The following is a 25,972-nucleotide window of genomic DNA, read 5'->3' on the forward strand; positions in this document are numbered from 1 at the left end:
AACTCCATACCCCGCCCGGCCAGGCAGCACTGCCCGTCCAAGCGGTGTATTGACACTACCCGCACCAACGCCCCCACACCACCCCCCGACACCACCCTGTGGAAAACCCCGGAAAGAGACTCGTGCGCTAGCTCCCGTCGTTGCTGGCCCGGGCCCTTGATTCACCCCGCTCAACAGGCCGGAGCCTCGGGACCACTTCTGGTGAGTGCTCCCGAGACCCCGAAGCCGTGCTCGTAGCGGCGCCTTTCTACGCCGCCCTACACCGTCGCGGCCACCTGGCCAGCAACGGGGGTGCTGTTGTGAGCGGCCCCGGATGCGGTACCGGCACCCCTGGCGGCGCGCCGGGAACCTGCCTGAAGGAGCACCAGTGCCAGCGGCGCCACCGGCACGATCGCGAAGAACACGGTCACCCACACCGCGCTGAGGCTGAGCATCTCGTGGATGAGCAGGATCATGGGTGCGAAGATCACCACGCTGATAAAGGCCGCCAGGGCCCCGACCACTGGCCGCATCCGCTGTGGCGCCAGTGCGGTCAGCGCCAGGGCGAGCGTGGTGAGGACCAAGACGTAGGCGGTGCCGGGTACCAGCACCATGAGCGGCACGCAGGCGGCTGCCAGCAGGAGCAGCACCGCGGCGAGAGTCTCCTGCCCGATCCCCTCCTTCCAGCGTCGCACCACGAAGTGCGCCGTGAGCCCGGCCCCGATGAGGGCCCCGCTGGCGAACATCCACACCAGCAGCGGGTTCGGCCCGTCTCCGTAGATGGGTGCCCACCCCATGGCCATCGCGCCACGCTGCACCAGCCCCGCAGCGGCGGAGACGGACACGGCTCGCCAGGTCAGGCCCCAGACGCTGCCCAGGACCCGCTTCCAGCGCAGCGACCTGGCCCGTACCGCGACGGCGCCGAGGGCCGCGATGACGGCCAGGCAGCCCAGCCCTGTTTCGACCGCCGCCGGGTAGCGCACCGTCAGTCCCCGCCACAGCTGGAAGAAGTGAAGGTCGCCGTCGGCTGTCAGCGTGGGGGCCTGCCCGTCGAAGGCCCAGGCCCGGGTGAGGCCGAGGACCTGGTCGCCGTAGTGCTGGACGGTCGAGTGGTCGACGTAGCGTGGGGCATCCGTGGCGTGGTGGTAGTGCTCGGCGTTCCCGATAGCCGCAATATTGAGCACCGTGAAGCCCTCGGGGATGAGGACGGTCATGTCGGTGAGGTTGGGCATGCGCGCATACAGTGAGGGGAATAGCGAGCTGGTCACGGGCTGCTTCACGTGGCTGAGGAAGTAGCCGGTGACGGCGCTGTTGTTCGCGGAGGTCTCGAACATGAGCGCCGGACCGCTCGTGCCGCGCGCCTCGAGGTTGAGAACGAGGTCGACGTTCTCGTAGTCGGCGCGGTGGTGGCGCATCTCGTTGGTAGCGCCGAGGAGGCCGACCTCCTCGGCGTCGGTGATGACGATCTTCAGCGAGTTCTCCGGCTGGCGCCCCTCGGCCTTGAGAGCCCGGAGCGTCTCGACGATGACGGCCACGCCGTAGCCGTCATCACCCGCCCCGTGGGAGTCCCCGGCAGTGAGGCGCACGCTGTCTCCGTCCGGCTCAGCACCTATGGCCGAGTCGTAGTGGGCCATGAGCGCCATGGTGCGCTCGGACTTCCCCGGCACGTCGACGACGATCGTCTCGGCTGGAGTTTCCTTGAACTCCGCCTGCTGTTCGGCGGACAGCGCATCGAAGGTCTCTTTCGCCCTTGGGTTGCTGAGGTCGAACAGCGGGTCGGAGTGCACTGTGGGGGTGTAGCCGAGGTCGGTGAACATGCCGATGACGTCCTCGCGCGCCCGGTCGTGCGCCTCGCGACGCAGGACGCTGTGCGGCTCGTCGGCGAGGCGGTTGATGGAGGTCATGGCGCGCTCGGCGGAGAACGTGGTCGGGTCGGCGGTGGTTGGTGCGGGGGAGGGCAGGATGAGGACGCTCAGGCCCGCCACCAGCCCCAGTAGGGCGGCGATCGGGGCCGGCAGGTGCCGGGCGAGACCGGGCGCGGACAAACGGCGATCAGTCATGGTGTCAACCTTCCGGACGTGAGTTGGTGGTGAATGGGGGGAGGAGGGGCGGAATCGCCTTCACGCCTTCGGCTCGCCGGCGGTGAGGACAGGGTCTCGGGGCGCGGCGTGGGGAGCGAAGGCGGTGCCAGGCGTGGCCGGCTCAGGCCTTGGGCCAGGCGACGACCAGGCAGACGGCGACGAAGGCGACAGTCAGCGCCACCTGTGTCCAGCCGAGCCAGGCCCGGTGACGCGGCAGGGTGGGTAGATCCGGCCACAGCGTGATGCCCCGGACGATCCCGTACAGGCCGGGCAGCGCCGCCGCCGCCAGGATCCAGGTGGGCACATACGCCCAGGGCCCGGAGGCCGCGGCCGCCGCCAGGCAGCTGAGGATTGCGGACACGCGGCAGACCACCGCCATGCGGCTGGGCGCGCTCGCCGCGCAGGCGGCCGTGTACAGGCCTATCACCAGCGCCAGGATGGTGAAGATGCCAAGGATCATGCCCTGAAGCAGCATCTCGGCCTGCATAGGAATGCGTGCCGTCGGAATTTTCTGCCCGTCGGTCAGGAGTGTCGCGGCGAGCGCGGCGGCGGTGCCGTCCGTGTTCTGGTCGGTGTAGACCATGACGGCCTTGCCCGACTCCTTGTCGATGGCCAGGTGCGTCATGTACTCCATCGTGGTGCCGCCGTGGCTGATAATCGTGTGCCTGTTGACGACGTCGGTGTACCAGGTGTCACCGATCTTCTCTCCCGGAAGCTGGACGCCGGCCATGACCTCCGCGGGCCACCGCGCCTCCTGTGGAGCGGCCCCGCCGGGGACGGTGTCGGTCAGGACCGCCTGGGCGTAACGGGTCATGTCCTCCGGGGTGCTCCACACCCCGGCGCCGGCCGGGTTGAAGCCAGAACCGCTGAGCGACTGGCCGCGGCGCCCATTGGCCTGGACCCCGTGGATGGCACCGTCGGGAATCTCCGACTGGCCGGCGATGAGACTCGTGTGCTCCATACCCAGGGGCGTGAAGAGCCGCTCCGTGATGTAGGACTTCCAGGAGTCGGCTCCGGCGGCGCGCCTGAGGGCCTCCCCCAGCAGCGAGATGCCCAGGTTGGAGTAGGCGAACTCGCCGCGCTTGCCCATTGCGGTGGTGCGGGTCTTCTCGATGAGCTGGTCGGTGCTGTCGGTGAAGGGACTGAGCCCCAGGATGTTTGCTCGCAGCATGAACTTGCTCAGGTCCTGCGAGGGGACGCTCGGGATGCCGGAGCGGTGCGAGGCGACCTCCTCCAGGGTGGCCTCGCCCGCCGGGGTGCTGGCGAGCTCGGGCAGGTGGGTGGACAGTGGGTCGCTGGCCTTGACCTCGCCGCGCGCGATGGCATCGGCCAGGAGCTGGCCGGTGAAGGTCTTGGTGATCGACCCGATCTCCATGGGAGTGGTGGACGTGTACTGCTGGCCGGAGGTGGCGGTGCCGATGCCGGCATGACGGGCGCCCTCGGCGGTGATGACGGAGACGTGGATGCCGCGGGCCTGGTAGTCGTCGGGCATAAGACCGATGACCTGCTTGGCCAGGTCCTTGTCGCCGGTGATGGAGGAGGTGTCGGCCTTCGGTGCGTGTGGCCCGGCGGCGAAGACCACCAGAGCCAGGCAGGCCGCCAGGACAGCGCAGGCCCAGCGGGGAAGGAGGCCGCGTGACCGGATGGAAGATGCGGGTCTGACCTGCTGCGACGGAGGTCGGGAACGGTGGAAGGGAGAGGTATCGAGGCTCATGGAACCAGGGTGTCGGAGCGTGATCGCCCACACGATCCAGCCACCTGGTCGGTCGATGTCGGGCCAGCCCGACTAAACCATGACGGTCCGAGAGAATGTCGGGTCTGCGGGGTGAGGTGGAGCGTCCCGTCCTGATCCGGGTGAGCGTGGGCAATGGTGACACTGGTGAACGCGACCTCCCAAGCGGTTCCGGACGTGCAGAGGGCCTTGGAGTGCTGAGGAGTGTCCAAATCTGTGACAAAGGCGGCGACGGGCACTGAGCGTGCCAGGTAAAACCGCATGATTCCGTGGTTTCTGTTGCTCAGCGAAAGTTGTTCGGGCCTCTTTGTCACAGATTTGGACACAATGAGGCTTATTCATGGGGTGTAGGTGAATATGAGTCCGAGGACGGCTGTGATGGTTTCCGGGAAGGTGTCTAGTGGTCTTCTGTAGCCGGTGTGCAGGACTCTCCAGGTCTTGATGTTGGCGATGACTCGCTCGATCTTGTAGCGGACCTGGTTGACGGTCTTGTTGTAGGCCTTGTCATCTGGGTGAAGAGGCAGGTTCGGAGGTTTCCTCTTCGGGGTGATCATGCCCAGTCCGATGTACCCCTTGTCGCCAATGTGCTTGGGCGGTGAGACTCCGTCTGGGAGGTCGGTGGCGGGGACGTCGAGCAGGCCGCAGCGGCGCAGGGCCTTGGCGTCGTGTGTGCATCCGTCCTGGGGGTCGGACACCCAGGCCAGGGTCCCTGAGAGGGTGCAGGCGACCTGGACGTTCAGACCTGTGGTCTTGTGCTTGCCAGAGTAGAGCTCGGGATGGTCTTTCCAGGACCAGCACTGAAGGAGGGTGCCGTCGATGATCAGCTGGGCCGTGGGATCCAGATCCTCCACCGTAGGCACGTGCTCCTGAAGAACCTGGGCGATCAGGGGCGTGTAGGCGGCGATGACGCGGGAGACGGTGGCCTGCGAGACGCAGTAGGCCTCGGCGAGCAGCTCCTGGGGCAGGTTGTGCCTCAGGTAGGTCAGGGTCAGGCGCACGCACAGGAACAGCCCCAGCGCCCTCGCCCCGAACACCGGCAGGGGACCGGAAGCGTGAATGGCCTCGCACAGGTCCAGGACATCATCGCGAGTGATCCTCGTGCTACTATCCGTCATGGCGGTTTGCTTCTTGGTTGAGCTGGCTTAGTCACCAAAACTCTCTCAAGAGCAAGCCGCCACCCTACTTAACGACACACACCCCCTTTAAACACCCTAAACACCCCTATGAATAAGCCTCAATGCTCGGGCTACCGGAGGGTGATGTCTCTGGGGCGGTGGCACGTCAGGTCCTGGAGGCCACAGGCTGGCGGATGCGCCCAGTTGTCCACAGGGTACCGGCGGCCGGGTTGCGCCCACTCCGCAGGCGGGCGGCAATGAGTCCCATGAACACTGTGGACGCTGAGCTGCTCGCCGCTGTGCGCGGCTGCTATGGCGCAGTGCGCATTCGGGATCTTGAGTTGACTCGCACCCAGCGCCGTCATGTTGCCTCGCTTGTGAGAACCGGTGAGCTCATCGCCCATGAGCACGGTGTCGTCAGTCTTCCAGGTGCTGAACGTGCCGTCGTTCTGGCTCGCATTCACGGTGGGCTCCTCAGCTGCCAGGCAGCCATGCGCTACTACGGGCTACCCGTGGCTCAAGGGGCCGAGCAGGTTCATCTTGTGGTTGCGGCAGGGGGACAATTGTCAGCTGTTGGACGCGAGGTCCTCCACGGAGACCGTAGTTGGACTCGGATATCGCCGACCTCTTACCCGGTTCAGCCGCTCCCTGAGGCGCTGGCTCGTTTCCTGCGCTGCCACGTCCTGGACGACTCCCCACTCATCGCTCTTGACGCAGCACTTCACGATGAGCGCGTCACTGCCGAGCAGGTTCGCGGCCTGCTGCGCGGCCCCGGCTCGGCTCGGGCGCTCGCACGACTCGATCGCGCCAGTGACCGGGCCCGTTCCCCGTTGGAGACGCTGGCGCGAATGGACCTTGAGGCTGCCGGCCTGAGCTTCGAGGACGGGGTGGAGATCGAGGGAGTCGGCGAGGTGGACCTGGTGGTCGAGGAATGGGTGGTCGTGGAGCTCGACGGCTACACCTACCACTGCGACGAGTACCAGTTCGGCCTCGACCGCTGGCGCGACCGCCGGCTTGTCGCCCGCGGCTTCCTGCCGCTGCGCTTCACGAGGAAGGACGTCTATGCGCATCAGGTCGTTCCGGACGTGCTGAAGGCCTTGGAGCGGTGGGGAGTGTCCAAATCTGTGACAAAGGCGGCGACGGGCACAGAGCGCGCCAGGTAAAACCGCATGATTCCGCGGTTTCTGTTGCTCAGCGAAAGTTGTTCGGACCTCTTTGTCACAGATTTGGACACAGAGCCCCTCGAGAGGGTCTTCCGCAGCTCCGGTGATGCCTCTTCGTCGGGGATGACAGGCGGCCGGCGGCAACGATGCCGGGGCACGTGGATCGTGCGCAGAGCGATCGCGCGTAGGGATGAGGGGCGCGCTCCCGACCTCGTTCCAACACGCCGGGCAGGAGTGATCTGGACCTCATATGTTCTCTCCGGGTGGTCCTGTCGGCTCGCGTTCCAGTTTCGACGGCATCCGCGAGATCGCGCGGGAAGGCGTTGCCTATAGGGACGAAAGTCCTCGCCTTTATCGCAAGATGTTGTGGTTGAGATACAATCAAGGCACAAGATGATGTGTCTCATCAGTGTGATTTGGGAGTATGGTCGGCACCGGTGCTGCTGACCGCCCTGCTCCCAGCAGGCAGTGTGCAGCTGTTGACGGCACCCGGAAGAACCGGCTCCATCCATGCTCGGTGGGGCCGTGAACAGGAACGAGAAGGACCATCGGAGAGACCCGTGCTCGAGAACCACCCCGCCCCCGCTGACACTGCTGCCCCGAGCCCCCTCGACGGCCCGGCCTCGACTCCGGTCGCCACCTCCACCTCAACCGGCACCCCCGCCACCGACCCGCGCCTGGTGGCCCCCGGCTCGGCCGACTCCGCCGTCGCCCGTGGCGAGCGCCCCACCGTGGACGCCATCGCCACCATCACCGAGTACCTGGACCGTTCCGACTGGCGCGTCAACGCCAACGCCAACCAGGGCTACTCGCTGGGCGGGATGATGCTCAACACCTCCGGCAAGGTCGTCGCCAACTACTGGCTCAGCCAGGTCTACCCGGCCGTCGCCGGCCAGGCCCACCGCAACGCGGACCTCCACATCCACGACCTGGACATGTTCGCCGGCTACTGCGCCGGCTGGTCCCTCAAGGACCTCCTCCAGCAGGGCTTCAACGGCGTCCCCGGCGCCATCGCCGCCGGCCCCGCCAAGCACTTCTCCTCGGCCGTCGGGCAGATCGTCAACTTCCTGGGCACGCTTCAGAACGAGTGGGCCGGTGCCCAGGCCTTCTCCTCCTTCGACACCTACATGGCGCCCTTCGTCCGCCTGGACGACATGACCTACGACCAGGTCAAGCAGTGCATGCAGGAGCTCATCTTCAACCTCAACGTCCCCTCGCGCTGGGGCACCCAGACGCCCTTCACCAACCTCACCTTCGACTGGACCTGTCCCGCGGACCTGGCCGACGAGCACCCCCTCATCGGCGACGACGTCTGCGACTTCGCCTACGGCGACCTCCAGGCGGAGATGGATCTCATCAACCGCGCCTTCATGGAGGTCATGACCGAGGGTGACGCCGAGGGCCGCGTCTTCACCTTCCCCATCCCCACCTACAACATCACCCGCGACTTCGACTGGGACGCCCCCAACACCGAGCTGCTGTTCACCATGACTGCGAAGTACGGCCTGCCCTACTTCCAGAACTTCATCAACTCCGAGCTCGACCCCGGGATGATCCGTTCCATGTGCTGCCGTCTCCAGCTCGACCTGCGTGAGCTGCTCAAGCGCGGCAACGGCCTGTTCGGCTCGGCTGAGCAGACCGGGTCGGTCGGTGTCGTCACCATCAACATGGCCCGGCTCGGCTACCTCTACGCCGACGACGAGGCCGCCCTGACCGCCCGGCTCGACGAGCTGCTCGAGATCGGCCGCGACACCCTGGAGCTCAAGCGCACCGTCATCCAGCACCACATCGACGCCGGCCTGTTCCCCTTCACCAAGCGGTACCTGGGCAGCCTGGACAACCACTTCTCCACCCTGGGCGTCAACGGCATGAACGAGATGGTCCGCAACTTCACCCACGACGCCTACGACCTGACCGACCCGCGCGGCCACGCCATGTGCGTGCGCCTCCTGGACCACGTGCGCGACAAGATGGTCGAGTTCCAGGAGGCCACCGGCCACCTCTACAACCTCGAGGCCACCCCGGCCGAGGGCACCACCTACCGCTTCGCCAAGGAGGACCGCAAGCGCTACCCCGGCATCCTCCAGGCCGGAACGGAGACCAACCCCTACTACACGAACTCCTCCCAGATCCCCGTGGGATACACCGATGACCCCTTCGAGGCCCAGGAGATGCAGGAGGAGCTCCAGACCAAGTACACCGGCGGCACCGTCCTGCACCTGTACATGAACGAGCGCATCTCCTCGGCCACCGCCTGCAAGGAGCTCGTGCGCCGCTCCCTGACCGCCTTCCGCACGCCCTACATCACCATCACGCCGACCTTCTCCATCTGCCCGGTCCACGGGTACCTGGCCGGCGAGCACCTGACCTGCGACAAGTGCGCCGAGCTTCATCCTGAGGCCGAGCCGGTCGAGTGCGAGGTGTGGACGCGCGTCATGGGCTACTTCCGCCCGGTGCGCTCCTTCAACATCGGCAAGAAGGGCGAGTACGCCGAGCGGCAGATGTTCACCGAGGTCGCCGCCGGCGGCCACGGCCCGGCCGTCTCGCGCCTGAGCGCGGTCAGCGCCTGAGGGTTCGCGACGAAGAAGGAAAGGAGGGTAGGTGGCGGACTGGAGCGTTGAGCTCACGCCTCGCGCCGAGAAGGCGGTGAAACGACTTGACCACAGCGTCAGGAAGCCTGTGGCTGGAACTTATGCTGTCAACATGTCTACAGCAGTTCTGAGCGTACGGCTGCCAGAGGATCTCAGGCGTCGGCTCGATGACCTGGGGAGCCAGACCGGTCGGTCGGCAACGTTCTACGTGCGTGAGGCCGTCGAGTCCTACATCGATGACTTGGAGTACGCGTACGCGCTGAAGGCGGAAGCAGAGGCGGTGCGGCGCGGTGAGATCAAGGCGCGGCGCCTTGATGAGATCACGGCGGCGCTCGGCCTCGATGCCTGAGGTTGAGGAGACGTGATTCCGGTTGTCCTGCCCTGCTGATGCTCTGGTGATCGCCGGGCTCGTCCCCATGAGCACGGTCGACTGGCCCGACCACCTGACCGCGACCGTCTTCCTGCAGGGCTGCCCCTGGAACTGCTTCTACTGCCACAACCGGGACCTCATCCCCACCCGCACGCCCGGCCAGGTGGCCTGGGAGGAGGTGCGCGCCCTGCTGCGCCGTCGGCGCAGGCTGCTTGACGGCGTCGTGCTCACCGGCGGTGAGGCTCTGCGCCAGGACGCCCTGGCCGACGCCGCCCGGGAGGTCATCGACATGGGCTTCCAGGTGGGGCTGCACACGGCCGGGCCCTACCCGCGGCGGCTGCGGGACATGGTTGAGGCCGGGCTCGTCGACTGGGTGGGGCTGGACATCAAGGCCCTGCCCGAGCACTACGGGCAGGTGGTCGGCCGGGCGAACGCGGCCACGAAGGCCTGGGAGAGCCTGGAGGTGCTCCTTGAGGCGGCCGGCCGCGGCGGGCCGGACTTCGAGGTGCGCACCACCGTGGTGCCCGGGGACGTGACGGCCGACGACGCCGTCGAGGTGGCCCGGCGGGTGCACGCGGCGGGGGCGCGGGTCTACGCCCTCCAGCAGGCCCGCTCTGAGGGGACGAGCGGCGAGTTCGACGTCGTGGCACCCGGCTGGGACGGGATGTGTGAGCGCATGGCCGAGCGCATCGAGGCCCTGGGCTGGGACCGCTTCACCTACCGTCCGGCGTAGCTGCTGGAGTTATAGGCCTGTTTCGGGGTGAACTCATCCTGTTGATGACCTGAACGGACTGAGATTGAGCTCGTGTTATAGCCGTCGGTTAGTATAGCGTCATGGACGCAATAGTTCTGTCGGCGAACTCCGCCGAGTCTCTGGGGAGATTGCAATTTCAGCTTGCGTGCTGTGTGGGGTAGGTGCAGCAGACATAAATTTATGAGGTTGAGTATGTAAGCACGCTATGCCGATAGTCGGTGATGACCAATAGGTCCAGCAGAGCGCCCCCGTGAAGAGGTGTAACAAAGTATGAGTGTTTGTGGCACTAAGGTGAGATCTGAAGGGCTTGCAGAATATGCAAGTAACTGAAGTGCCTCCTTGCAGTTCTCGAAGAGGCTGGAATAGATCCCCCAAGAGTTCTATAGAAGCAATGGTCTATGAATATGCATTAATTTTTTACTGGACGCCAGTTCGGGATGGAAAGTATGGTTAAGCCGGCCTCAGAGCGAGTTTTTATTGAGACTGTGATTTCAGTGAAATTTAGAGAGAACTTAATTTGATATGGTTGAAAATAGTCAAATGATATCCCCTGAGGAGCGAGTCCTGGAGATGTTGTCTCGAAGGTCGCTCATCGTTCGATTTCTGCAAGGCGGTCGCTTTGCTGGAAAGTTCTCCCCCACTGGTGCTTGGTTGCGTATCTCAGCCCGAGAACGCTGGTACTGGAGGCTGACGTTGATTTGTGTCTTCGCGGCCACCAGTCACCTCCCCTTGTTGCTGCAATCGGATGTGTTTGAATTACTCTATGTTTTGCTAATGTTTTCATTGTTGTTCTTGGCGTCAATATGTGTGGTTGGATTGAAACGTGATCTTTTGAAGGGGGTTGGTAATGTAGAAGGGCGATTGATTATCATAAGAATGCACTGGATGGCTAGCCTTGGATTTGTTGCAGTACAGATTATCACCGTCTGCGTTTCTGTGATAATCTATAAGGCATATTTATCTAACAACTTTTCTAGCTACCTAAGCTTGGGGGTCACTCTACTTGTGTCCCCATGTTTGTTGCTTCCAATGGTTCTTATTTATGTCGGCCCTTACTATATTCCGGGACCTGGGAGCGGATATACTCCTCGTGTTCGAATTGCCGACTTTCTTGGGAGGTTGGTTAAAGCCTGTTTGGTTGCCGGCTTAGCATTGTTGATTTTGGAGTCGGTGGCCCCGGTTTTTGTCGGGGCGAGCGTAAGTGTTGACTTGCGTGATAAGTTGGTATCATACTGTGCTGTTGGAGGCTTTGCGTTTCTCAAAAATGTTGGAAAGTTCGATGAAAATCTTCAAAATAGAAGACGCAGCCTTATTGAGGAACTATATTATTTTTCGCACGTACGCGGCGCTGTAAAATCTGCTGTTCCAGATGTTGGTGGACACAAAAAGGGAATAGTGAGCCTATTTAAATTCATGCGGCCTCGATGTCTGAACGACTATAATGGTGTTTTGTGTCGCAGTGACACCATCGACGACGAGGAACAAGTAGAAAAATGCGAAAGAATATCAAAAGTCGTAGAACTTTCGTGCCAACCTGTGCTTCGAGGAGTAATCTCCGCACCTCTCGTTCCTCGCGTGTTGGTTGAGGCATTTATTGTCACTCAGTTCAGGCGTATCTTCAGTGAAGAAACATTAAAAGCTCTGCCAGGAACAACAAAGGAATTGACCTCTCACCCAGGAGGTTCCAGTGAGTATGACATATGTGTCAACTTATTAAAGGAGATCAACGAGAGGAGTGGCGCCACTGGCTTTATGAATGAGGTACTTTGTGGATTTTACCAATTGTACCACCTCTGTAATAATGAAGACTTTGTCTTCGAGGAAGGTGATGATCTTATTGTTGTCGGCTTAATTTACAGGGCAATTAGAATGCCTAGGTGGTGGTAGGCGTGTGTTCTTTCTGGTGTGAGAGAGATTGTGTTCTATTTTAAGTAGGTTTGCGTTTGATGGGCTCGGGTCTGTGATGAGATTATTCTGAGTGCTAGCCTCGAAGCATGAGCTACGACATTCTGATCTTCGAGCCGGACGCGGTCACAGATGAGGACTTTCCCCAGTGGTGGGATCGGGTCGCCCAGTGGGACGGGCCGCGCGACTTCAGCACCATCGACGGCTCCACCCCGGCGATCAGGTCCTTCTACCGTGACCTCATCCGCGCCTTCCCGCCGTTCAACGGCCCCGACGCGCTGAGTGATGACGAGGTCGATGCGCGTCTCGCCCAGGGGTTCCCGGTCGCCGACTACACCATTGGCGAAGACTTGGTCTACGTCGGTGTCAGTTGGTCGGCCGCTGATACGCTGGTGACGACCGTTAGTGAGCTTGCGTGGACGCATCGGCTCGCCGTGGCGTATGTCAGTGACGAGGGAGCGATCGTGCGCCCACCGGAACAACCGGTGCAGTCCGCCTCCAGCGTCCGGGTCGACTACGTCGTCCAGCATTCCATGAGGTGAATCCGGCCGCGTGAGCGCGGGTGGACTCACGCCACCTGACCTCGCCTGATCCCAGTAGCCATCACACTGCCGGCACGCCTGCGCCGCCGGGGCGGCTGGAATGGAGCGCGCCGCCGACGCTCGCGGCCTGGAGGCGGTGGGCCGCCGTCGGAGGTCGCAGTGGGGAGCGGTGTCCATGGTCGGTGACGGGGCGCACTCCTAGCCTCGGGCCATGAGCTACGACCTCCTGATCTTCGAGCCGGACTCCACGACCGATGAGGACTTCCCCCGGTGGTGGGAGCAGGCGGTCGCCCAGTGGGACGGGCCGCGCGACTTCAGCACCATCGACGGCTCCACCCCGGCGATCAGGTCCATCTACCGCGATCTCATCCGCACCTTTCCGCCGTACAACGGCCCCGACGCTCTGAGTGAGGTGGAGCTGGAGGAGCGGGAGGTCGAGGGGCTGCCGGTCGCCGACTACACCATCGGCACCGACTACATCTACATCAGCGTCGGCTGGTCGGACGCGAACGCGCTGGTCAAGATCGTCGGCCAGATGGCCTGGACGCAGCGGCTCGCAGTCGCCTACGTCAGTGAGGACAGCTCGATCTTCCGGCCGTAGGCGAGAGGGGCGACGCTGCACCTCGAGCCTTCAACCCCGCTTCCGCCCCCACTGCCACAAAGTAGTACATGTAGAACCTTTGTCGTATTCTCGTGTCATGAGTGCAGCGGGTGCGCCGGTTTCTCCGGGGAGCAGGACTGTTGGACTGCGGGAGGTCAATCAGCAGGCCGGGCGGGTCTACCGTGAGGTCGAGTCCACTGGTGTGCCTGTGACGGTCACCGACCGTGGCCGCCCGATCGCCCAGATCGTCCCGATCCGTGATGACGAGTCCTGGTATGGGCGGATGGTCCGTGAGGGCAAGGTCCGTCGGGCTGCAGGCGACTGGGCGCTGCCCGTCAGGCGGTGGGGGGTGCCTGAGGGTTTCGACTTGGAGCAGTTCCTCCTCGGTGAGCGCGAGGAGGACAGGTGATCTACCTCGACACCTCGGTGGCGCTGCTCTCCCTCCTCGGCCAGCCCGGAGCCGATGAGGCCGCAAGGCTCATCATGGATGCGCATGCCACCGAGGGGCTGATCTCCTCCTGTCTGCTCACGGTGGAGATGGCTCGGGCAGCGCATCGAGAGCACTTCGATATCCGCGTGGTCGATGAGTTCATCGCGGGGGTGGAGCTCGTCGAGATCGGCCCGGATGTCATTGAGCGCGCCAGCACCCTGACTGGTGAGCTGAAGTCTCTCGATGCCATTCATCTGGCGACTGCGACGCTGCTGGACGACCCTCGCCACCCTGTCACGGTTCTCACTCATGACGCCCGCCTGGCTGACGCCGCCCGGTCCCGAGGGCTGGGCGCGATCGACCCGTTGGGCTCATAGCACCTGATAGACCTCCTCGAAGGGCAGGCGCGGGTTGCGCTCCTGGTAGGCGTCCGGCCCCGGGTGGCCGACGTTGATGACCAGCAGCACCTCCACGTCCTGACCGGCGAAGAACTCGGTCGCCAACGCCTCGGCGTCGTCTCCGTTCATGGGGCCGGCTGCCAGCCCGACGGCGCGAATCGCCTGAATGACGTAAGCCGTCTGGATCAGTGCTGAGGCGCGCGCCCACCGCGCCCGCATCTCCGCCCCGCCCTCCTCCAGCAGCCGCTGGTAGCGTTCGCCGCGCGGGTGCAACCGCGGCAGGGACCCGGCGAAGGACCGGTCGGCTGCGCAGACGAGGGTGAGAGGCGCCCCTGCGGCCTGCTCGCGATTACCGCTGGGAAGACAGGGCAGCAGGCGTTCCCGAGCCGCCGCCGACCGGACGGCTACTACCCGCAACGGCTGGGCGTTGACCGCCGTCGGCGCCCACTTGGCCAGTTCGTGGACCGCCCGCAGCTGGGCGTCCGTCACCGGTTCGTCGGTGAAGGTGTAGGCGGTGCGTGCCCCGCCGAACAGCAGCGAGGCATCGGATTCGGTCAGGACGGACTCGCCGGGCACGGGGCCCGGAACCGGAACGGGGGAGACGACTGCCATGCTCCGATTGAAGCACGTGCCGTCTCCCCCGGGGCGGGTGTGGTCCCGACAAGGCAGCCTTGCTGTTCTCCGCCCCTGCTCACCTCGACCTCCTGACTTCCGGTCTCGCAGCGGGGCTCCGTCGCGCAGGCGATCCGTGCGGTGGAGAGTGAGTGCTGTGAGGGCCTAAGCCTTGCTGATTGAGAAGTAGCCGTTCTTCTTGATGGGAGGGTGAGGCTCCGGGCCGAGCCGCAGGGAATAAGGCAGGAAGTTATGGATGAGAATGCCGCTCCTGGCGCTCGGCCTGATTGTGGTGGTCGGTATCGCCTCCTTGTGTCCTGGTGCTGAGGTGGCGCGTCGGGCGCCGTCCGCAGTGAAGCTGTCGAGGACAAGGCAACCGAAGCCGGTGTTGCGAGGACGTTGGCGCAAACGCTTATGCTCCCGCAACGTCCGGGCCAGGTGGCGAGGAGTCGTTTCAGTACAGGAGGAGGGGCAGGAAGGCGCTGAGGTTGTTGAGGCAGTGGATGCTCGCCGGGTAGAGCAGGTTGCGGTCGGTCTTGACATAGAGCAGCCCGCAGCTGAGCCCGAAGAAGGCGTGCGGGATGACACTCAGTACCTCGGAGAGCGCGAACGAGTGCATGTGCAGCGCACCGAACAGAACGCTGGAGACGACAACAGCCACCCAGGTCGGCGCGAAACGCTCGATGAGCCCAATGAGGAACTGGCGGAAGAACATCTCCTCCACAATCGGCCCCACGATCCCGAGCACGACGACGATGACGATCGGCGGGAACATCCGCGTGACTTCGCCAACGCTGGCGTCATTCTGCAAGGTTGCTCCGGACAGGCCGGCGAGGTTGAGCAGGGCCGAGGACGCCAGGTCGCCGACGAGCTCGATCACCAAGGTGGCGAGTCCGCCCACGATGAGAGTGAGGACGGCCCGCCGCTTACGGGCCGCTACCTGACGGGCGGCCTGGGCCAGCGGGCGGCGGAAGGCGACGCAGCCGACAGCGAAGAGAGCGACGTAGAGCGCGAGGCCGGTTGCGGGGCCGGCGTCCCCGGGGATGAGAAAGTGGCCGAGGTGGAGGGGGAAGAAGAAGGCGTAGACGCTTGTGAAGATGACCAGCGCGACGGTGCTCAGTCGGTCGGGCCGGGTGCTTGCGGTCGGAGTCGAGACCGGAGCGGAGTCCGACGGCGCTGGATCCGGTGCCCCGGAGGCGGCCGGTGTCTGCTGGGACAGGGACGTGCGGGAAGTGCTCATGGCCGGAAGTGTGAGGCGGCCGGCCCGCGAACCACATCGCCCCGGCGGCGTAACCCAACGGCGTGCGTCAGACCCTGGTTCGTCAGACTCCGGTTCGACTCCCCAAGCCTTGCTGAGCTCCCTGAGCGCACGTGTAGCCGGCTGTCGTGGGGTTGGAAGACTGTGCACTAAATGTAAAAATAAGGGACAATTACCAAGCAATCGTACTTCAATTTCTACTTCCAGTAACTGTGAAAAATGTGTGTATCAATCCGATTGCATTTTATGGCTGCGTGAGTTATTACTGCCCCTGGAGTGCTTCAATTCTATCGGCTAGCCGCCCACCATCCCTTCTCCTGACTCGAGGCTCCCGTGAACGCGCCTTTTTTGTCCCCTATTCCTCCCATATTTTCCCGCTCGTCTGTTTCATCAGTGCCTTCCTCGACGTCGAGGCGGCGGGAGCTGCTGAGGACCTCGGCTCCTGTGCTCCTCGCCCTGGTTCTTGGCGTCGGGCTCGCCGGCTGTGACGACGTGTCCAGTACCAGCAGTGATGCTGCGTCGTCCGCTGCGCCGGCCGAGTCTCAGCAGGATGCCGGTGGTGGCTCCGCCGGCTCCGAGGAAGCGCCGGCCGAAGAGTCCAGTGAGGAGCCTGCTGCGGAGCCCACAGACGACTCGCGTGGGGGGAGCGGCTGGTTCAGTGGCTCGGATTCGGGGGAGGACTCCAAGTCAGGGGCGAACTCCGAGTCGGAGTCTCAGAAGAAGTCGGAGTCGACACCGGAGCCCCAGAAGGAGTTCTACGCTAACTGCAAGGAGGCCAAGGCGGCGGGAGCTGCGCCGATGTACAAGGGTGATCCTGGGTATCGGCCCGAGCTGGATCGGGATAAGGACGGCATCGCCTGCGACAAGAAGGGGTAAGGCCTGGTTGTTGCTGCGGAGAGCCGATGTCGGCTCTCGCTACTACGGATTTCATCTCCACGTGTCCTGTCATGTCGATTGCTATGCGCATGACGTGGCACAACACATTGTCTTTCACTTTTCCTATTCGAGGTTCTCATGAAGAATTCACTTGTTCGTCCTGGATCTTTGCTGTCGGCCCGCGCTGGTGCCAGCCGACTGGCCGCGCTGATGTCGGCCCGTCAAGGGACGGTGGTGAGGTCGGCATCTGCGGCCCTGGCCATCGCGGTCTGCGGCGGACTGGCCGGGTGCGGGGTCCCGTCTGTGGCTGACGATGCGGGCTCGCCGACACCGGCACCTTCGCCGACGGCGACTGCTTCGCCGTCACCTACTCCGACTCCGTCTTCCACTCCGACCCCGACACCGCGTCCTACCCCTACGCCGACGCCGTCGCCGATTCCGACGACGCAGGCCCCGACGACGCAGCCTCCGTTACAGCCTCTCATGCAGGAGTCCGAGCCGACACAAGAGTCGGAGCCGACACAGGAGGCGGAGCCGCAGGCAGGCGGTGGTGGGGCGGCTCCCGCGCCTGCGCCGGAGCAGAAGCAGGAGAGTACGTACTACCCCAACTGTAAGGCTGCGCGGGCAGCAGGTGCTGCTCCCTTGTACCAAGGTGAACCCGGCTATCGGTCTGAGCTGGATCGTGACGGGGATGGCATCGCCTGCGAGATCAAGTAAGGTCCCGTCGGTGCTCGCCGTCTAGAACGGTGGTGGTGCGAGAGTCTCCACCCACACCATGTGCGTCGCTCGCAACGTCCAGGCGTTGCGAGCGACGCACATCGGTATGGAGCCGCCCGTAGGACTAAGACTTCACTGACACTGCCTCAGGCGACTGTGCTGCCGACTGACTCTGGTCCGAGCCCCTGTCGTAATGACAGGTAATATGACGGGGTTCCAAACAAGCAGCCTCGTCTGGAACCCTGCCACCGGGTACCCATCTACTCGGCCCGGGCTTCGGTGGATCTCTGGTGGTCCTTGGTCGCTGCGGTGACTGCGTGGGCTACGAGCCCTGCTGCATCGACAGAATCCTCGTGCTCCCAGATATGGATGACCGTCCATCCAAGGGCGTTGAGCTTCTCATCGGTGTCACGGTCGCGGGCCTGGTTCCTCGCGATCTTCCACCTCCACCACTCGGAGTTCCGGCCGGGCATGGTCCCATGGTCAGGGCAGCCGTGCCAGAAGCAGCCGTCGACCTGTACCGCCACTTTCTTCCCGGGGAAGGCAATGTCGACCTTGCGGCGCGGAAGCCCCGGGACCTTGTACTGCACCCGATACCGTAGTCCTATCCGCCACAGCGCTCGCCGCAGCTCCATCTCGGGGGATGTGTCACGCCGTGACAGGTTGGAGTAGCGAGCGCTCACCTTCGGATCGGCGGGCTTGTCTCGTGCTGGTTCGGGAGCGTGCAGCGGGTCGGACGAGCCATCATCCGATAGCGCGGGCTGCATATTTCACCTCGTCAGTAACTTGCGGACCGCCTCGTCAGGACTTGCTGGAGCGGCATCTACCGCATTGAGGATACGGCGGCCGGACGCTGTCGAGTCGAGGATGCGGCGGTCGCGGTCACAGTGCATCTTGAGCACGTTCCAGACCACGCCTACATTGACGCCGTTCCCCAGTTGCTTGTAGGTCTTGGCGTCGGGTTGGCCGGCAAAGGAGAACTCATCCGGGAACCCCTGAAGGCGGGCTGCTTCTCGAGGTGCCAGCCGGCGACGTTCCTTCCCGACGATGCTGGTCTGTGTGATGGCGACAAGCGCGGGAACGTAGGTGGGAGGCTTCACACGCAGACCTGACGGACGGAAGTGCATGAGGCAGTCCCATAGGGACTCGATGTCCTGCGCCTGCCACTCGAGCTTACGGCGCGACGGCGGAAAGTTCTTCACACCTGAGGTGGTTATCCAAGCCTTGCACCAGGCCAAGTTTTCGGTGAAGAGCTGCGCGTTCTTGCGTAGGAAGTTCATCTTCCAGGCGGGAACGTTATCGAGCTCTCCCGACTCAATCTGGATCTCCAGGTCCTCGATCGTCTGCCAGGCGTCGACCCAGATGGGGAACCCCGGTGGGTTCTCTCCAGGGTGATTGTCTCGGAAGCGCTTCACCCACTTGTCCCAGGCGTTGATCCAGTTCTTCTCAGTCCTCGACAGGTCGTAGCCCTCGACGTCAGCGAGCAGGTAGTCGGCTATCTTCCAGTCGACTGGTTCATCGGCGTACAGCTCGTTGGGCCTGGCTACTGGCTGGGGGGCCGTTGACTCGATACCTTCAGGGTCATACGTGGCAGTGATGAAGACTCGTTCTCTGGCCTGGGGCCGCCCTCCCCGCTCTGGGCCGAGCTGGTGCGGCGAGAGGATGGCGGGGGTACTTGCGATGCGATACCTCTCCTTCCTCAGGGACTTGACAATGACCGCCCACTCGTGGGCGTGGCGCGGCCCAGCAAGGTTTCGAACGTTCTCGAGGAGAAGCACCGTGGGGTGACGTTCCTGAACGATCTTGAGGATGTTGAAGTAGAGCGTGCCGCGCACTTCGTCCAGCATCCCAGCCTGAAAACCGGACTTGGAGAAGGGCTGACACGGGAACCCTGCGGCAAGGATGTCGTGGGGTTGGATCCTGCCGGACACGCCATCGTCGTTAGCGTCGACCGTGATGTCACCAAGGGCGTCGATGCCCCAGTTCTGCTCGTAGACTCGGGCTGCGTCCTTGTCGATCTCGACCGCGTAGGTGCACCGGCCGCCCATCCCAGAAAGAGCGGCGTGGAAGCCACCGATTCCGGCAAACAGGTCCACGTAGCAGAAGGGGGAGGTATCCACCGGCTAAGCTTAACCGGCTGGGAGCGAAGAGCTGGCTGAGCCGCACGACATCGCAGAAGATCACAAGATCGTCATTGAAAGGTATTGCCTATGTGTGAGGCGGTGCGATGCAACCAAGCGCTGCAAGTAGCCCGTCTCACTCAGTTGAGCGGCGTCACAGCGATACTGAACGGTCGAATAGCTGGAGAAAAACGTGATCACTAGCGGAACCAGTGTGGCGGCGGTGATGTCGTTGTCGCGAATTGCTCCGCGCCGGTCGCACCTATCGTTGAGTCAACCTGGGGTAGAAGAACGAACCTATGATGGTCTGTGCAGCTACATTCAGGTCAACGTCCAGTGGCGGAGTGCTTAGCAGGACTAGGATCAGTTTGGCGTCTACATAGCGTCCTGAGGTCTAGGAGGGAGGGAGCATTATGGGGACAATACGACTCCTGCATCGAAACGAAAACCAATCGCATGACGGAATCAGTGTGACTACACTACAATACAACTCCATGCGATAAGTGCTACCGAGCAAGTCTGTCGTGATATACTAGAACTACCCTAATCCCGTCCCCTCAGTTAAGGTAATCAACAATGGTAGTTGATGAATCCGAAACCACGATTCGTTTACAGTCTCCTTGTTACCAAAGTGCGACGAGCAAGGCCAACGCCGTCGCAAGGATGTACTTTCTTGGGAATCAGCCGGCTGAGCCGTTAGGTCCTGGAAGCAAGGAAAAGAAATCGGCGCTGATCGCGATGGGGCGATTCGTTGGCCTTGACCTCGGCGACGTTGCCGGAAAAGGCGAATGTGGACGACTCATTGCTGAAAAGTTGGCAGTTACTTGGGACGCTGACTGTGTATCAGCCGGTGACACGGTGACATTAAAAGGACTAAATCTATTAATTGATTCCGCTGTAAGGCTACAGTTAAAATCGGGTGAACGACCCTGGCGAGCTTTTGTTCGCGACATTATGGCGGTGAATCCGGCACCAAAATGGAACAACATAGAGGAGATGAGTATGCAGGACGCAATCTCAGAATTGGAAGTCGACATCCTTGAGCAGATTAAGGGGCTGATGCAAGCTGGGCCAACGCCTAAGGGAGTGGAGGTAACCAACAGCGCTAATGCCATTTCTGTCGATGAAATGACAGAGGGATGCTGGCGCAGTCTCCTTGCCGATGTGCAAGGATGGCTTCATCTTCCTGAGGAGATCGACATAACTTCAACAGCGGCTGCGGACAGGTCATTGGCAAGGCTTCTTGGACTGAAAAATCCAGACAATACACCCACCGAAGAACTATTGACGACTTTGCTAAACAGACTAGAAAAAGCAAATGAGTTACGTGAGGAGTTCATCGACGCCCTAGAAGACGAGACCGAGGGTACCGTTACACTAGCGACGGCTTCGGCTGACTGGGATGAAAAATGGGAAGAGGTCGAGGACTCTCAAGAAGTCGAAACCAGTGGACCTATCATAGCCGAAGCCAGCGTATGGCCTATTACTGAATTTCGTGAGCATGCAAATGAGGGGGATCTCAACTTATCCCCCTCCTACCAAAGAGCTGATGTTTGGCCGACAGGAGATGCGCAGTTACTTATCGAGTCTATCCTGAGAGGAATCCCGCTTCCTTCCGTGATCCTATTGAAAACCAACGACAGTAAGGGTGATCATTTCGAGATTATTGATGGGAAGCAGCGCTTGACTTCCATTCTTAGGTTCACGGCTGCGCACCCACGCGCCTTGGGTAATGTTAGAGCCAAAGCTAAAGAGTGGGGAGTCGACGAAGATGATCTTATTGACTGCTTCCAAAGCGATTACGCCAATCGTTTTAAGAAAGAATGGCGTGCTCATGAAACAATGAGACTTACCACAGCGGTTGAGCGGACGATGTACTTCCCGTTTCCCCTCAGAAAGGGAAGTAGGTCCACATTGGTGGGTGAACTCGAGCAGGTTCAGGGGCGGTACTACTCAGAAATTCGAATGCTGACAATCCCTGTTGCAGACGAGACTAAAAAGGTCAGAGACCTTTTCGAAAGGCAATCAAAGTACCGCATCCCTGTAATTATCTACAGCGAAGCATCCAGCAGGCAAATCCATGAGGTGTTCAGTCTGTACAATCGGCAGGGTAAACGCCTCAATGCCGAAGAAATTCGAAACGCCGCTTATCATGAGTTAGACTTCATGCGCGCACTGCTGGTGACGAGCGGCGATGCTGACGAGCCTGAAAAAGTTGCCCCATTCCTTATGGAGTCGTGGGCACAAATCTCTTCGACCGGGGAAGCGTTGGGAGATCCTAATGGAATTTACGCGATGAAAACCGCGGGATACAAGCGTACCAAGGCGTTGTCCTGGGTTGTTGCCGCGCTCCTTGTCGAAGACGGAGGTATAGGAGGAAGATCGACGGCTAACCAAATCAATGCGCTTCTAAAGCGAATCCAGGAGGATCCGAATGATCCGCTGAGGGACCGCCATCGCATCCTTAAAGTCATGGAAATGCTCGATGGAGCGATTGATGCACACCAGATCCTTCCTGATGAGACGTGGAGTGCCCCGTTCAAAACCGGAGGTAGGTGGCAAGAACTGCAACTGGTGTCTTCATTCATCGCTCTAGCCGCAGCGTATAGCGTCCGTAATGAAAAGTTGGAAGACAACGTTGAGGATGCGATTTACGCTATTCAGAACGCTTCTAAAGCATGGAAGCGACCGAGTAAAACTCAATCTCGGCAGCAGTGGCAGTTCATCGGGAAGGTTGTAAAGGAGTTTCTTGAGGTTCTAGGTATCTCTGTGGAAGAGGCAGACAACACTTTACGGAGAGTCTTTGGAACGTCTGGACTCGTAGAGTTAGCATACTTGAGTCACGAAGAGGAACGGTAAGTAAATGGTTCTTCCTGCGGTCTCGGCAGAAGAAAACTTTACACGCATGGGCATAAGTTGGCAGGAGCGCTACAATCAGACACTCGACAACTATGAGTACCCAAGCTCGCAGGTCATTAAAGATGATTCTGCCTATATCTGTGACAGAGCAATATTGCCCGTTCGGGATCCTCATTGGCCTGATTCACGTTATCGAAGTGGAATTGTCATAGGCGCCATCCAGTCTGGTAAGACAGCATCAATGATCGGATTGATGGCACGCGCACTTGATCGGGGTGTGAATGTTATCGTTCTGCTTGCTGGGAGACAGACAGCATTATGGCGACAGACCATGGACCGAGTGCGTTCTCAACTACTAGGCAGCAGCCCGTCTCTGGGATCATGTGTGTTTATCCCGTCGCTGCGTCTTGAAAGTGAACGTTATTCGGTGCAGGGGGCTTATGCCATCAACCAAAGACGAGCGGAGAGAGCATTTAAGAAAAGTACTCCGCTCGTGTTTGTTGTGATGAAAGAGGTTAACCATCTTTCTTCAATTAGTCGCATTCTTGAGAATAATGTGTTCCCGGCTGCGGCTAAGTGCGGTGTAGACGTCAATATGCTTGTTATCGACGATGAAGCGGACGACGCATCCATAGCCGATGATCAAGTGAAACTCGATAGTGACTCAGTACAGGAGATCAAAAGAATTCCGTTCGGTATCCTTGATCTGTGGGCAGATAACGCTATACCAACGAAGACCAAAGCAGAGCATGTATATTCGACCTACATTGCCTACACGGCGACACCCCAGGCTAATTTTCTTCAGAACACCGAAAACCCGCTGGTTCCGAGAGACTTTGTCGCGGCGTTGCGCACGCCAGGAGCTTCAGGAATGCTGTCTCCTCGGGAGATCACCTACAATGGAGGCAAAGTAAAAAATTGGTACATTGGAGCGGACGTCTTCTATGGTGCTCTCTCTGAGTGCTTCTGTAGGGTGATCGATGAATTTAGCGTGCATGATGACGGTGGGAACGATAATACAGACGAAGCAGACAGGGCAGCGTCTACTGCTGCGGATTGTGTCGACGAGGAGCTACTCAAACAGGCGCTGCGTGCGTACATCGTAGGTGCGGCGATATCGTCAATTCGGTCAGGCAAGTTCGGGCCGAGTACCGCTTCCGGCATGACATTCCAATCGTTGAATGAAGTCAAAAACAAGGTAGCGCCTGTCACGTCGATGTTGATTCATCCGTCGGCTGAGTTAGATGATCACTTTAATGTGAAGAATATAATCAACCGTTGGTGGGACGGAGAGCGAGGGAGGGCTGGTGAGGGAGTTATCAATGATCTTGAAGTTCTGCGTCACATTTGGATAGATGAGTATGACGACTATCGTACGTCTGCGACGAAGATTGCGCGCGAGTACACTGGTAGGTTTGATCCCGTTGATGCACCAACTTGGGACGAGGTCGAAGAGGTGATCAGAAGAGAGATTATTCCAAGCACCAGGATCGATGTCATCAATAGTCGTCCAGAATCAGACGAACGTCCTCAGTTCGAGGCGAGGGTCGATAGTCTCGGCATATGGCATCCTCCAGTTAACCAGTCGTCTATCTTTATCTCTGGTAATGTGATGTCTCGTGGTCTGACTCTGGAAGGACTACTTACAACGTTATTTCTCCGGTCATCGAACAGTCCGGTCGCCGACACTCAGATGCAGATGCAGAGGTGGTTCGGGTATCGAGGAAAGACTTTGGACCTTTGTCGCGTCTACCTTACTCGAGAACAGTTGAAACTGTTCTCAGAATATGCGGACGCTGACCGAGTTATCAGGCAGCAAGTGATTCACGCGATGCGTGCTGATGAATCTCGGCTCCCGAGTGTGGTGGTTCTTCAAGGGAAGAATTATCGTTCAACAAACAAGGTGTCATCGTTAGTAACGAAGACACTCTCCCCCGGTCGCAGGCCAGTTGTTCGGTACATGAATAGTCCAACTAACGATTTCGAGAATCAGCGCCTTCTGCGAGATTTGTTCTTGGCGCAAGATGCTGGTGTGGTGGGTTCTTCTAGCGGGTTGGTGACTTCGACAGAGTATCCACTTACGACGGTGGTCGATGTGCTTGAGGGGCTAAGGTATAAATATCATGGCCTGGAGGATGATGAGTTAAGGAAATGGAACGCGGCGGCCAGGTTGGTTGGTATCGATCCGATAGAATCTGTCTATTTCCCTTTGTATCGAGCTCCGGAAGTAAATGGCTCTAGGACTTGCCTAGCGCATAGGTCGCCATACTCCTTAGCTGCATATCTAAGATTGTGGGCGGCCAGCATTGGGCGCAAAGTGGACGGGCTCATGACCGACGAGAATCCTCCTCAGCGATGGAACCTCAAATGCTGGTCGTCAAAGAATTTGAAACAACCACGATTCAGGTTTGCCTTGAAGTATGGGTCAGGTACCCCTATAAATATGGGACCGCTTTCGGAGCTGTCCAAGCGCTATGGCATCCCGGTCAAACCTATGCAAAGGAAGGTTGCTGGAAGCGAGTTGGAGACAGACTGGGGTGCTAGACGCGCACTCGTGCACGGATATTCCGGCGACGATGTATTCGATGCGATTGTTTTGGACCAACCCGTTCGGAGGTTTGATGACGGGACACGTTGTGAAGGTGAACCAGGTCTTGTTCTTTTCCAGTTGATTGAGCGAGGTGAGGGTGAGGCTTCGGTGTCGATCGCTATGAGTATTCCTGCCGGAGGGCCTGACTATGTGCGTGCTGCAAACAACAGAAATCGAGTATAGGTATGTGTAGTCTTCTCGATGGAGATGCAACGTTTGAGGTGCTAAGGAAGGCGGTTTCCGCGGCTCGGTATGCCGAAGGACGGGATCAGCGTTTTATACATTGGGTTGGTGATAGCCGTAGGCTTGCGTACGCGCGTGATAGCCGGGGTCGACTTGAGCTGTTTATTTCAGAAGAGTGCCTGGAAACTCGGGTTGATTCTGTCGCCCGACGGATGGAATTGGATTCTTGGAGGGATGAATCCGGCTCGATTGTGTGTGCCAATAGAATTGTATTCCCTAAGGGTGAGCATGTGGATGCACTGTTTGCTGCTGTCATGGCGGAACTTTTAAGGCAGGGTATCGATGTGGACGCTCAGAAGGCGTTTACTGCCACGGAGCGCCTCATTGCTATGGCGTTTAGGGGTGGAGGTAGAAGTGTAAATTCCGTTACAGGCCTTGCTGCGGAGCTTTTGTTGCTGAACGAGTTAGTCAAGTCGAGATGCTATTCAGACGGCGAGATTTCTGGGGTGTGGAGAGGCTACTCTCGTTCTTGCAGAGATTTTGTGCTTGGTGACGTTGGCGTTGAGGTTAAGGCTACGACGCAAGGGACCAGCCGGCATCACATTCAAGGGTGGTATCAAGTTGAGCCGGGTGTTCCCGAGGGTGATGGCGAGTTTGAGTCGCGCTTATTCCTGCTCTCTGTGGGTATTGAATGGCTGCCGATTGGTGTCGAAGGGCGTACAGTCGAGGGTATCTTGAAGGGGCTGCGGGCCGAACTTCCTGATCTTGTCTGGGAGGATTTGGTTCAGTCGGCTTGCCGCTATTGTGGTGAGAACTTTGTTTTCGATGCGAACGGGGTAAACTCGGAGGAAGCTCTTCGGCGCCCGTTTCAGGTCGGGTTTGTGAGGATGTACGATCTCACCGACGATAGGATTGACCTTCTTCGTAGTGCAGATGTTCACAGGCACTCCCATGTTGTGGGAGATAGTGTGTCGTTCGATATTGTCTTGCCGGATTTTATAGACAGCGCTAATCCGATTTCTGGATGGTCGGCGGTTCTGGATGCTCTTACTGATTTCGATGAATAGAGACGAAGGCGTCCTCACCCGCTCCCACC

General features: G+C 60.4%; 21 protein-coding genes. 14 read left to right on the plus strand and 7 right to left on the minus strand.

Annotated features, from left to right (window positions below):
• Window positions 1-257: 257 nt before the first annotated feature.
• The 3 genes from BKH20_RS07235 to BKH20_RS07245 all read right to left on the minus strand — a co-directional run bounded on the left by BKH20_RS07235 (window position 258) and on the right by BKH20_RS07245 (window position 4,868).
• Entirely contained in the window at window positions 258-2,039 is a 1,782-nt protein-coding gene (locus tag BKH20_RS07235; protein ID WP_075390499.1) for a M20/M25/M40 family metallo-hydrolase, read from the minus strand.
• Between the two features lie 142 nt (window positions 2,040-2,181).
• Entirely contained in the window at window positions 2,182-3,774 is a 1,593-nt protein-coding gene (locus BKH20_RS07240) for a serine hydrolase domain-containing protein (protein ID WP_075390500.1), read from the minus strand.
• Between the two features lie 356 nt (window positions 3,775-4,130).
• Window positions 4,131-4,868 (minus strand): transposase family protein, encoded by a 738-nt coding sequence (locus BKH20_RS07245; protein ID WP_075390545.1) that lies wholly within the window; start codon window positions 4,866-4,868, stop codon window positions 4,131-4,133.
• Between the two features lie 305 nt (window positions 4,869-5,173).
• On the opposite strand from BKH20_RS07245, the gene BKH20_RS07250 reads away from it, so the two are divergent.
• From BKH20_RS07250 to BKH20_RS07285, 9 genes are all read left to right on the plus strand, one after another.
• A complete protein-coding gene (locus tag BKH20_RS07250; RefSeq protein ID WP_081381643.1) occupies window positions 5,174-6,070 on the plus strand; it encodes a hypothetical protein in 897 nt (298 codons plus the stop codon).
• Between the two features lie 680 nt (window positions 6,071-6,750).
• Window positions 6,751-8,640, plus strand: a complete 1,890-nt coding sequence (locus BKH20_RS07255) for a ribonucleoside triphosphate reductase (RefSeq protein WP_075390547.1) — start codon at window positions 6,751-6,753, stop codon at window positions 8,638-8,640.
• Window positions 8,641-8,671: 31 nt separating this feature from the next.
• Window positions 8,672-9,010, plus strand: coding sequence for a type II toxin-antitoxin system RelB family antitoxin (gene relB, locus BKH20_RS07260; RefSeq protein WP_256693075.1), 339 nt, complete (start codon window positions 8,672-8,674; stop codon window positions 9,008-9,010).
• Window positions 9,011-9,032: 22 nt separating this feature from the next.
• Complete coding sequence (locus tag BKH20_RS07265; RefSeq protein WP_256693076.1) at window positions 9,033-9,764, plus strand: anaerobic ribonucleoside-triphosphate reductase activating protein; 732 nt, start codon at window positions 9,033-9,035, stop codon at window positions 9,762-9,764.
• A gap of 906 nt (window positions 9,765-10,670) precedes the next feature.
• On the plus strand, window positions 10,671-11,672 hold the full coding sequence (locus BKH20_RS14035) for a hypothetical protein (protein ID WP_143224963.1): 1,002 nt from the start codon (window positions 10,671-10,673) through the stop codon (window positions 11,670-11,672).
• Between the two features lie 107 nt (window positions 11,673-11,779).
• Window positions 11,780-12,232, plus strand: a complete 453-nt coding sequence (locus BKH20_RS07270; protein ID WP_075390501.1) for a hypothetical protein — start codon at window positions 11,780-11,782, stop codon at window positions 12,230-12,232.
• Window positions 12,233-12,443: 211 nt separating this feature from the next.
• Window positions 12,444-12,833: a hypothetical protein gene (locus BKH20_RS07275; protein WP_075390502.1), complete on the plus strand. Its 390-nt coding sequence runs from the start codon at window positions 12,444-12,446 to the stop codon at window positions 12,831-12,833.
• 97 nt (window positions 12,834-12,930) lie between these two features.
• The gene (locus BKH20_RS07280; protein WP_075390503.1) at window positions 12,931-13,242 is read left to right on the plus strand and encodes a type II toxin-antitoxin system Phd/YefM family antitoxin; all 312 of its coding nucleotides are present in this window, start codon (window positions 12,931-12,933) and stop codon (window positions 13,240-13,242) included.
• Window positions 13,239-13,640: a PIN domain-containing protein gene (locus BKH20_RS07285; RefSeq protein WP_070658423.1), complete on the plus strand. Its 402-nt coding sequence runs from the start codon at window positions 13,239-13,241 to the stop codon at window positions 13,638-13,640. The genes BKH20_RS07280 and BKH20_RS07285 overlap by 4 nt, the downstream gene beginning before the upstream one ends.
• On the opposite strand, the gene BKH20_RS07290 is transcribed toward BKH20_RS07285, so the two are convergent.
• Window positions 13,635-14,273, minus strand: coding sequence for a malonic semialdehyde reductase (locus tag BKH20_RS07290; RefSeq protein WP_075390504.1), 639 nt, complete (start codon window positions 14,271-14,273; stop codon window positions 13,635-13,637). The two genes, BKH20_RS07285 and BKH20_RS07290, sit on opposite strands and share 6 nt — an antisense overlap.
• 454 nt (window positions 14,274-14,727) lie before the next feature.
• On the minus strand, window positions 14,728-15,513 hold the full coding sequence (locus BKH20_RS07295) for a CPBP family intramembrane glutamic endopeptidase (RefSeq protein ID WP_075390505.1): 786 nt from the start codon (window positions 15,511-15,513) through the stop codon (window positions 14,728-14,730).
• 462 nt (window positions 15,514-15,975) lie between these two features.
• Between BKH20_RS07295 and BKH20_RS07300 the strand changes: the two genes are divergently transcribed.
• Both BKH20_RS07300 and BKH20_RS07305 read left to right on the plus strand, forming a co-directional pair.
• Window positions 15,976-16,407, plus strand: coding sequence for an excalibur calcium-binding domain-containing protein (locus BKH20_RS07300; protein WP_075390506.1), 432 nt, complete (start codon window positions 15,976-15,978; stop codon window positions 16,405-16,407).
• Window positions 16,408-16,890: 483 nt separating this feature from the next.
• Window positions 16,891-17,124, plus strand: a complete 234-nt coding sequence (locus tag BKH20_RS07305; RefSeq protein ID WP_075390507.1) for an excalibur calcium-binding domain-containing protein — start codon at window positions 16,891-16,893, stop codon at window positions 17,122-17,124.
• Window positions 17,125-17,384: 260 nt separating this feature from the next.
• On the opposite strand, the gene BKH20_RS07310 is transcribed toward BKH20_RS07305, so the two are convergent.
• Together BKH20_RS07310 and dcm are read right to left on the minus strand one after the other, a co-directional pair.
• Window positions 17,385-17,807: a very short patch repair endonuclease gene (locus tag BKH20_RS07310; RefSeq protein WP_256693077.1), complete on the minus strand. Its 423-nt coding sequence runs from the start codon at window positions 17,805-17,807 to the stop codon at window positions 17,385-17,387.
• 87 nt (window positions 17,808-17,894) lie between these two features.
• Window positions 17,895-19,244, minus strand: a complete 1,350-nt coding sequence (gene dcm / locus BKH20_RS07315; RefSeq protein ID WP_075390509.1) for a DNA (cytosine-5-)-methyltransferase — start codon at window positions 19,242-19,244, stop codon at window positions 17,895-17,897.
• 576 nt (window positions 19,245-19,820) lie between these two features.
• On the opposite strand from dcm, the gene BKH20_RS07320 reads away from it, so the two are divergent.
• From BKH20_RS07320 to BKH20_RS07330, 3 genes are read left to right on the plus strand one after another with little or no spacing between them, the layout of a single operon-like run.
• Window positions 19,821-22,103, plus strand: coding sequence for a DUF262 domain-containing protein (locus BKH20_RS07320; RefSeq protein ID WP_081381645.1), 2,283 nt, complete (start codon window positions 19,821-19,823; stop codon window positions 22,101-22,103).
• A 4-nt stretch (window positions 22,104-22,107) separates the two neighbouring features.
• Window positions 22,108-24,876 carry a Z1 domain-containing protein gene (locus BKH20_RS07325; protein WP_081381646.1) on the plus strand — a complete coding sequence of 923 codons (2,769 nt, stop codon included), beginning with the start codon at window positions 22,108-22,110 and terminating at the stop codon, window positions 24,874-24,876.
• Between the two features lie 2 nt (window positions 24,877-24,878).
• Window positions 24,879-25,943 carry a PD-(D/E)XK motif protein gene (locus BKH20_RS07330; protein ID WP_081381647.1) on the plus strand — a complete coding sequence of 355 codons (1,065 nt, stop codon included), beginning with the start codon at window positions 24,879-24,881 and terminating at the stop codon, window positions 25,941-25,943.
• Window positions 25,944-25,972 lie beyond the last annotated feature (29 nt).

Origin of the sequence: Actinomyces oris (assembly GCF_001937445.1) — a bacterium.
In the GTDB taxonomy this organism is placed as follows: domain Bacteria; phylum Actinomycetota; class Actinomycetes; order Actinomycetales; family Actinomycetaceae; genus Actinomyces; species Actinomyces acetigenes.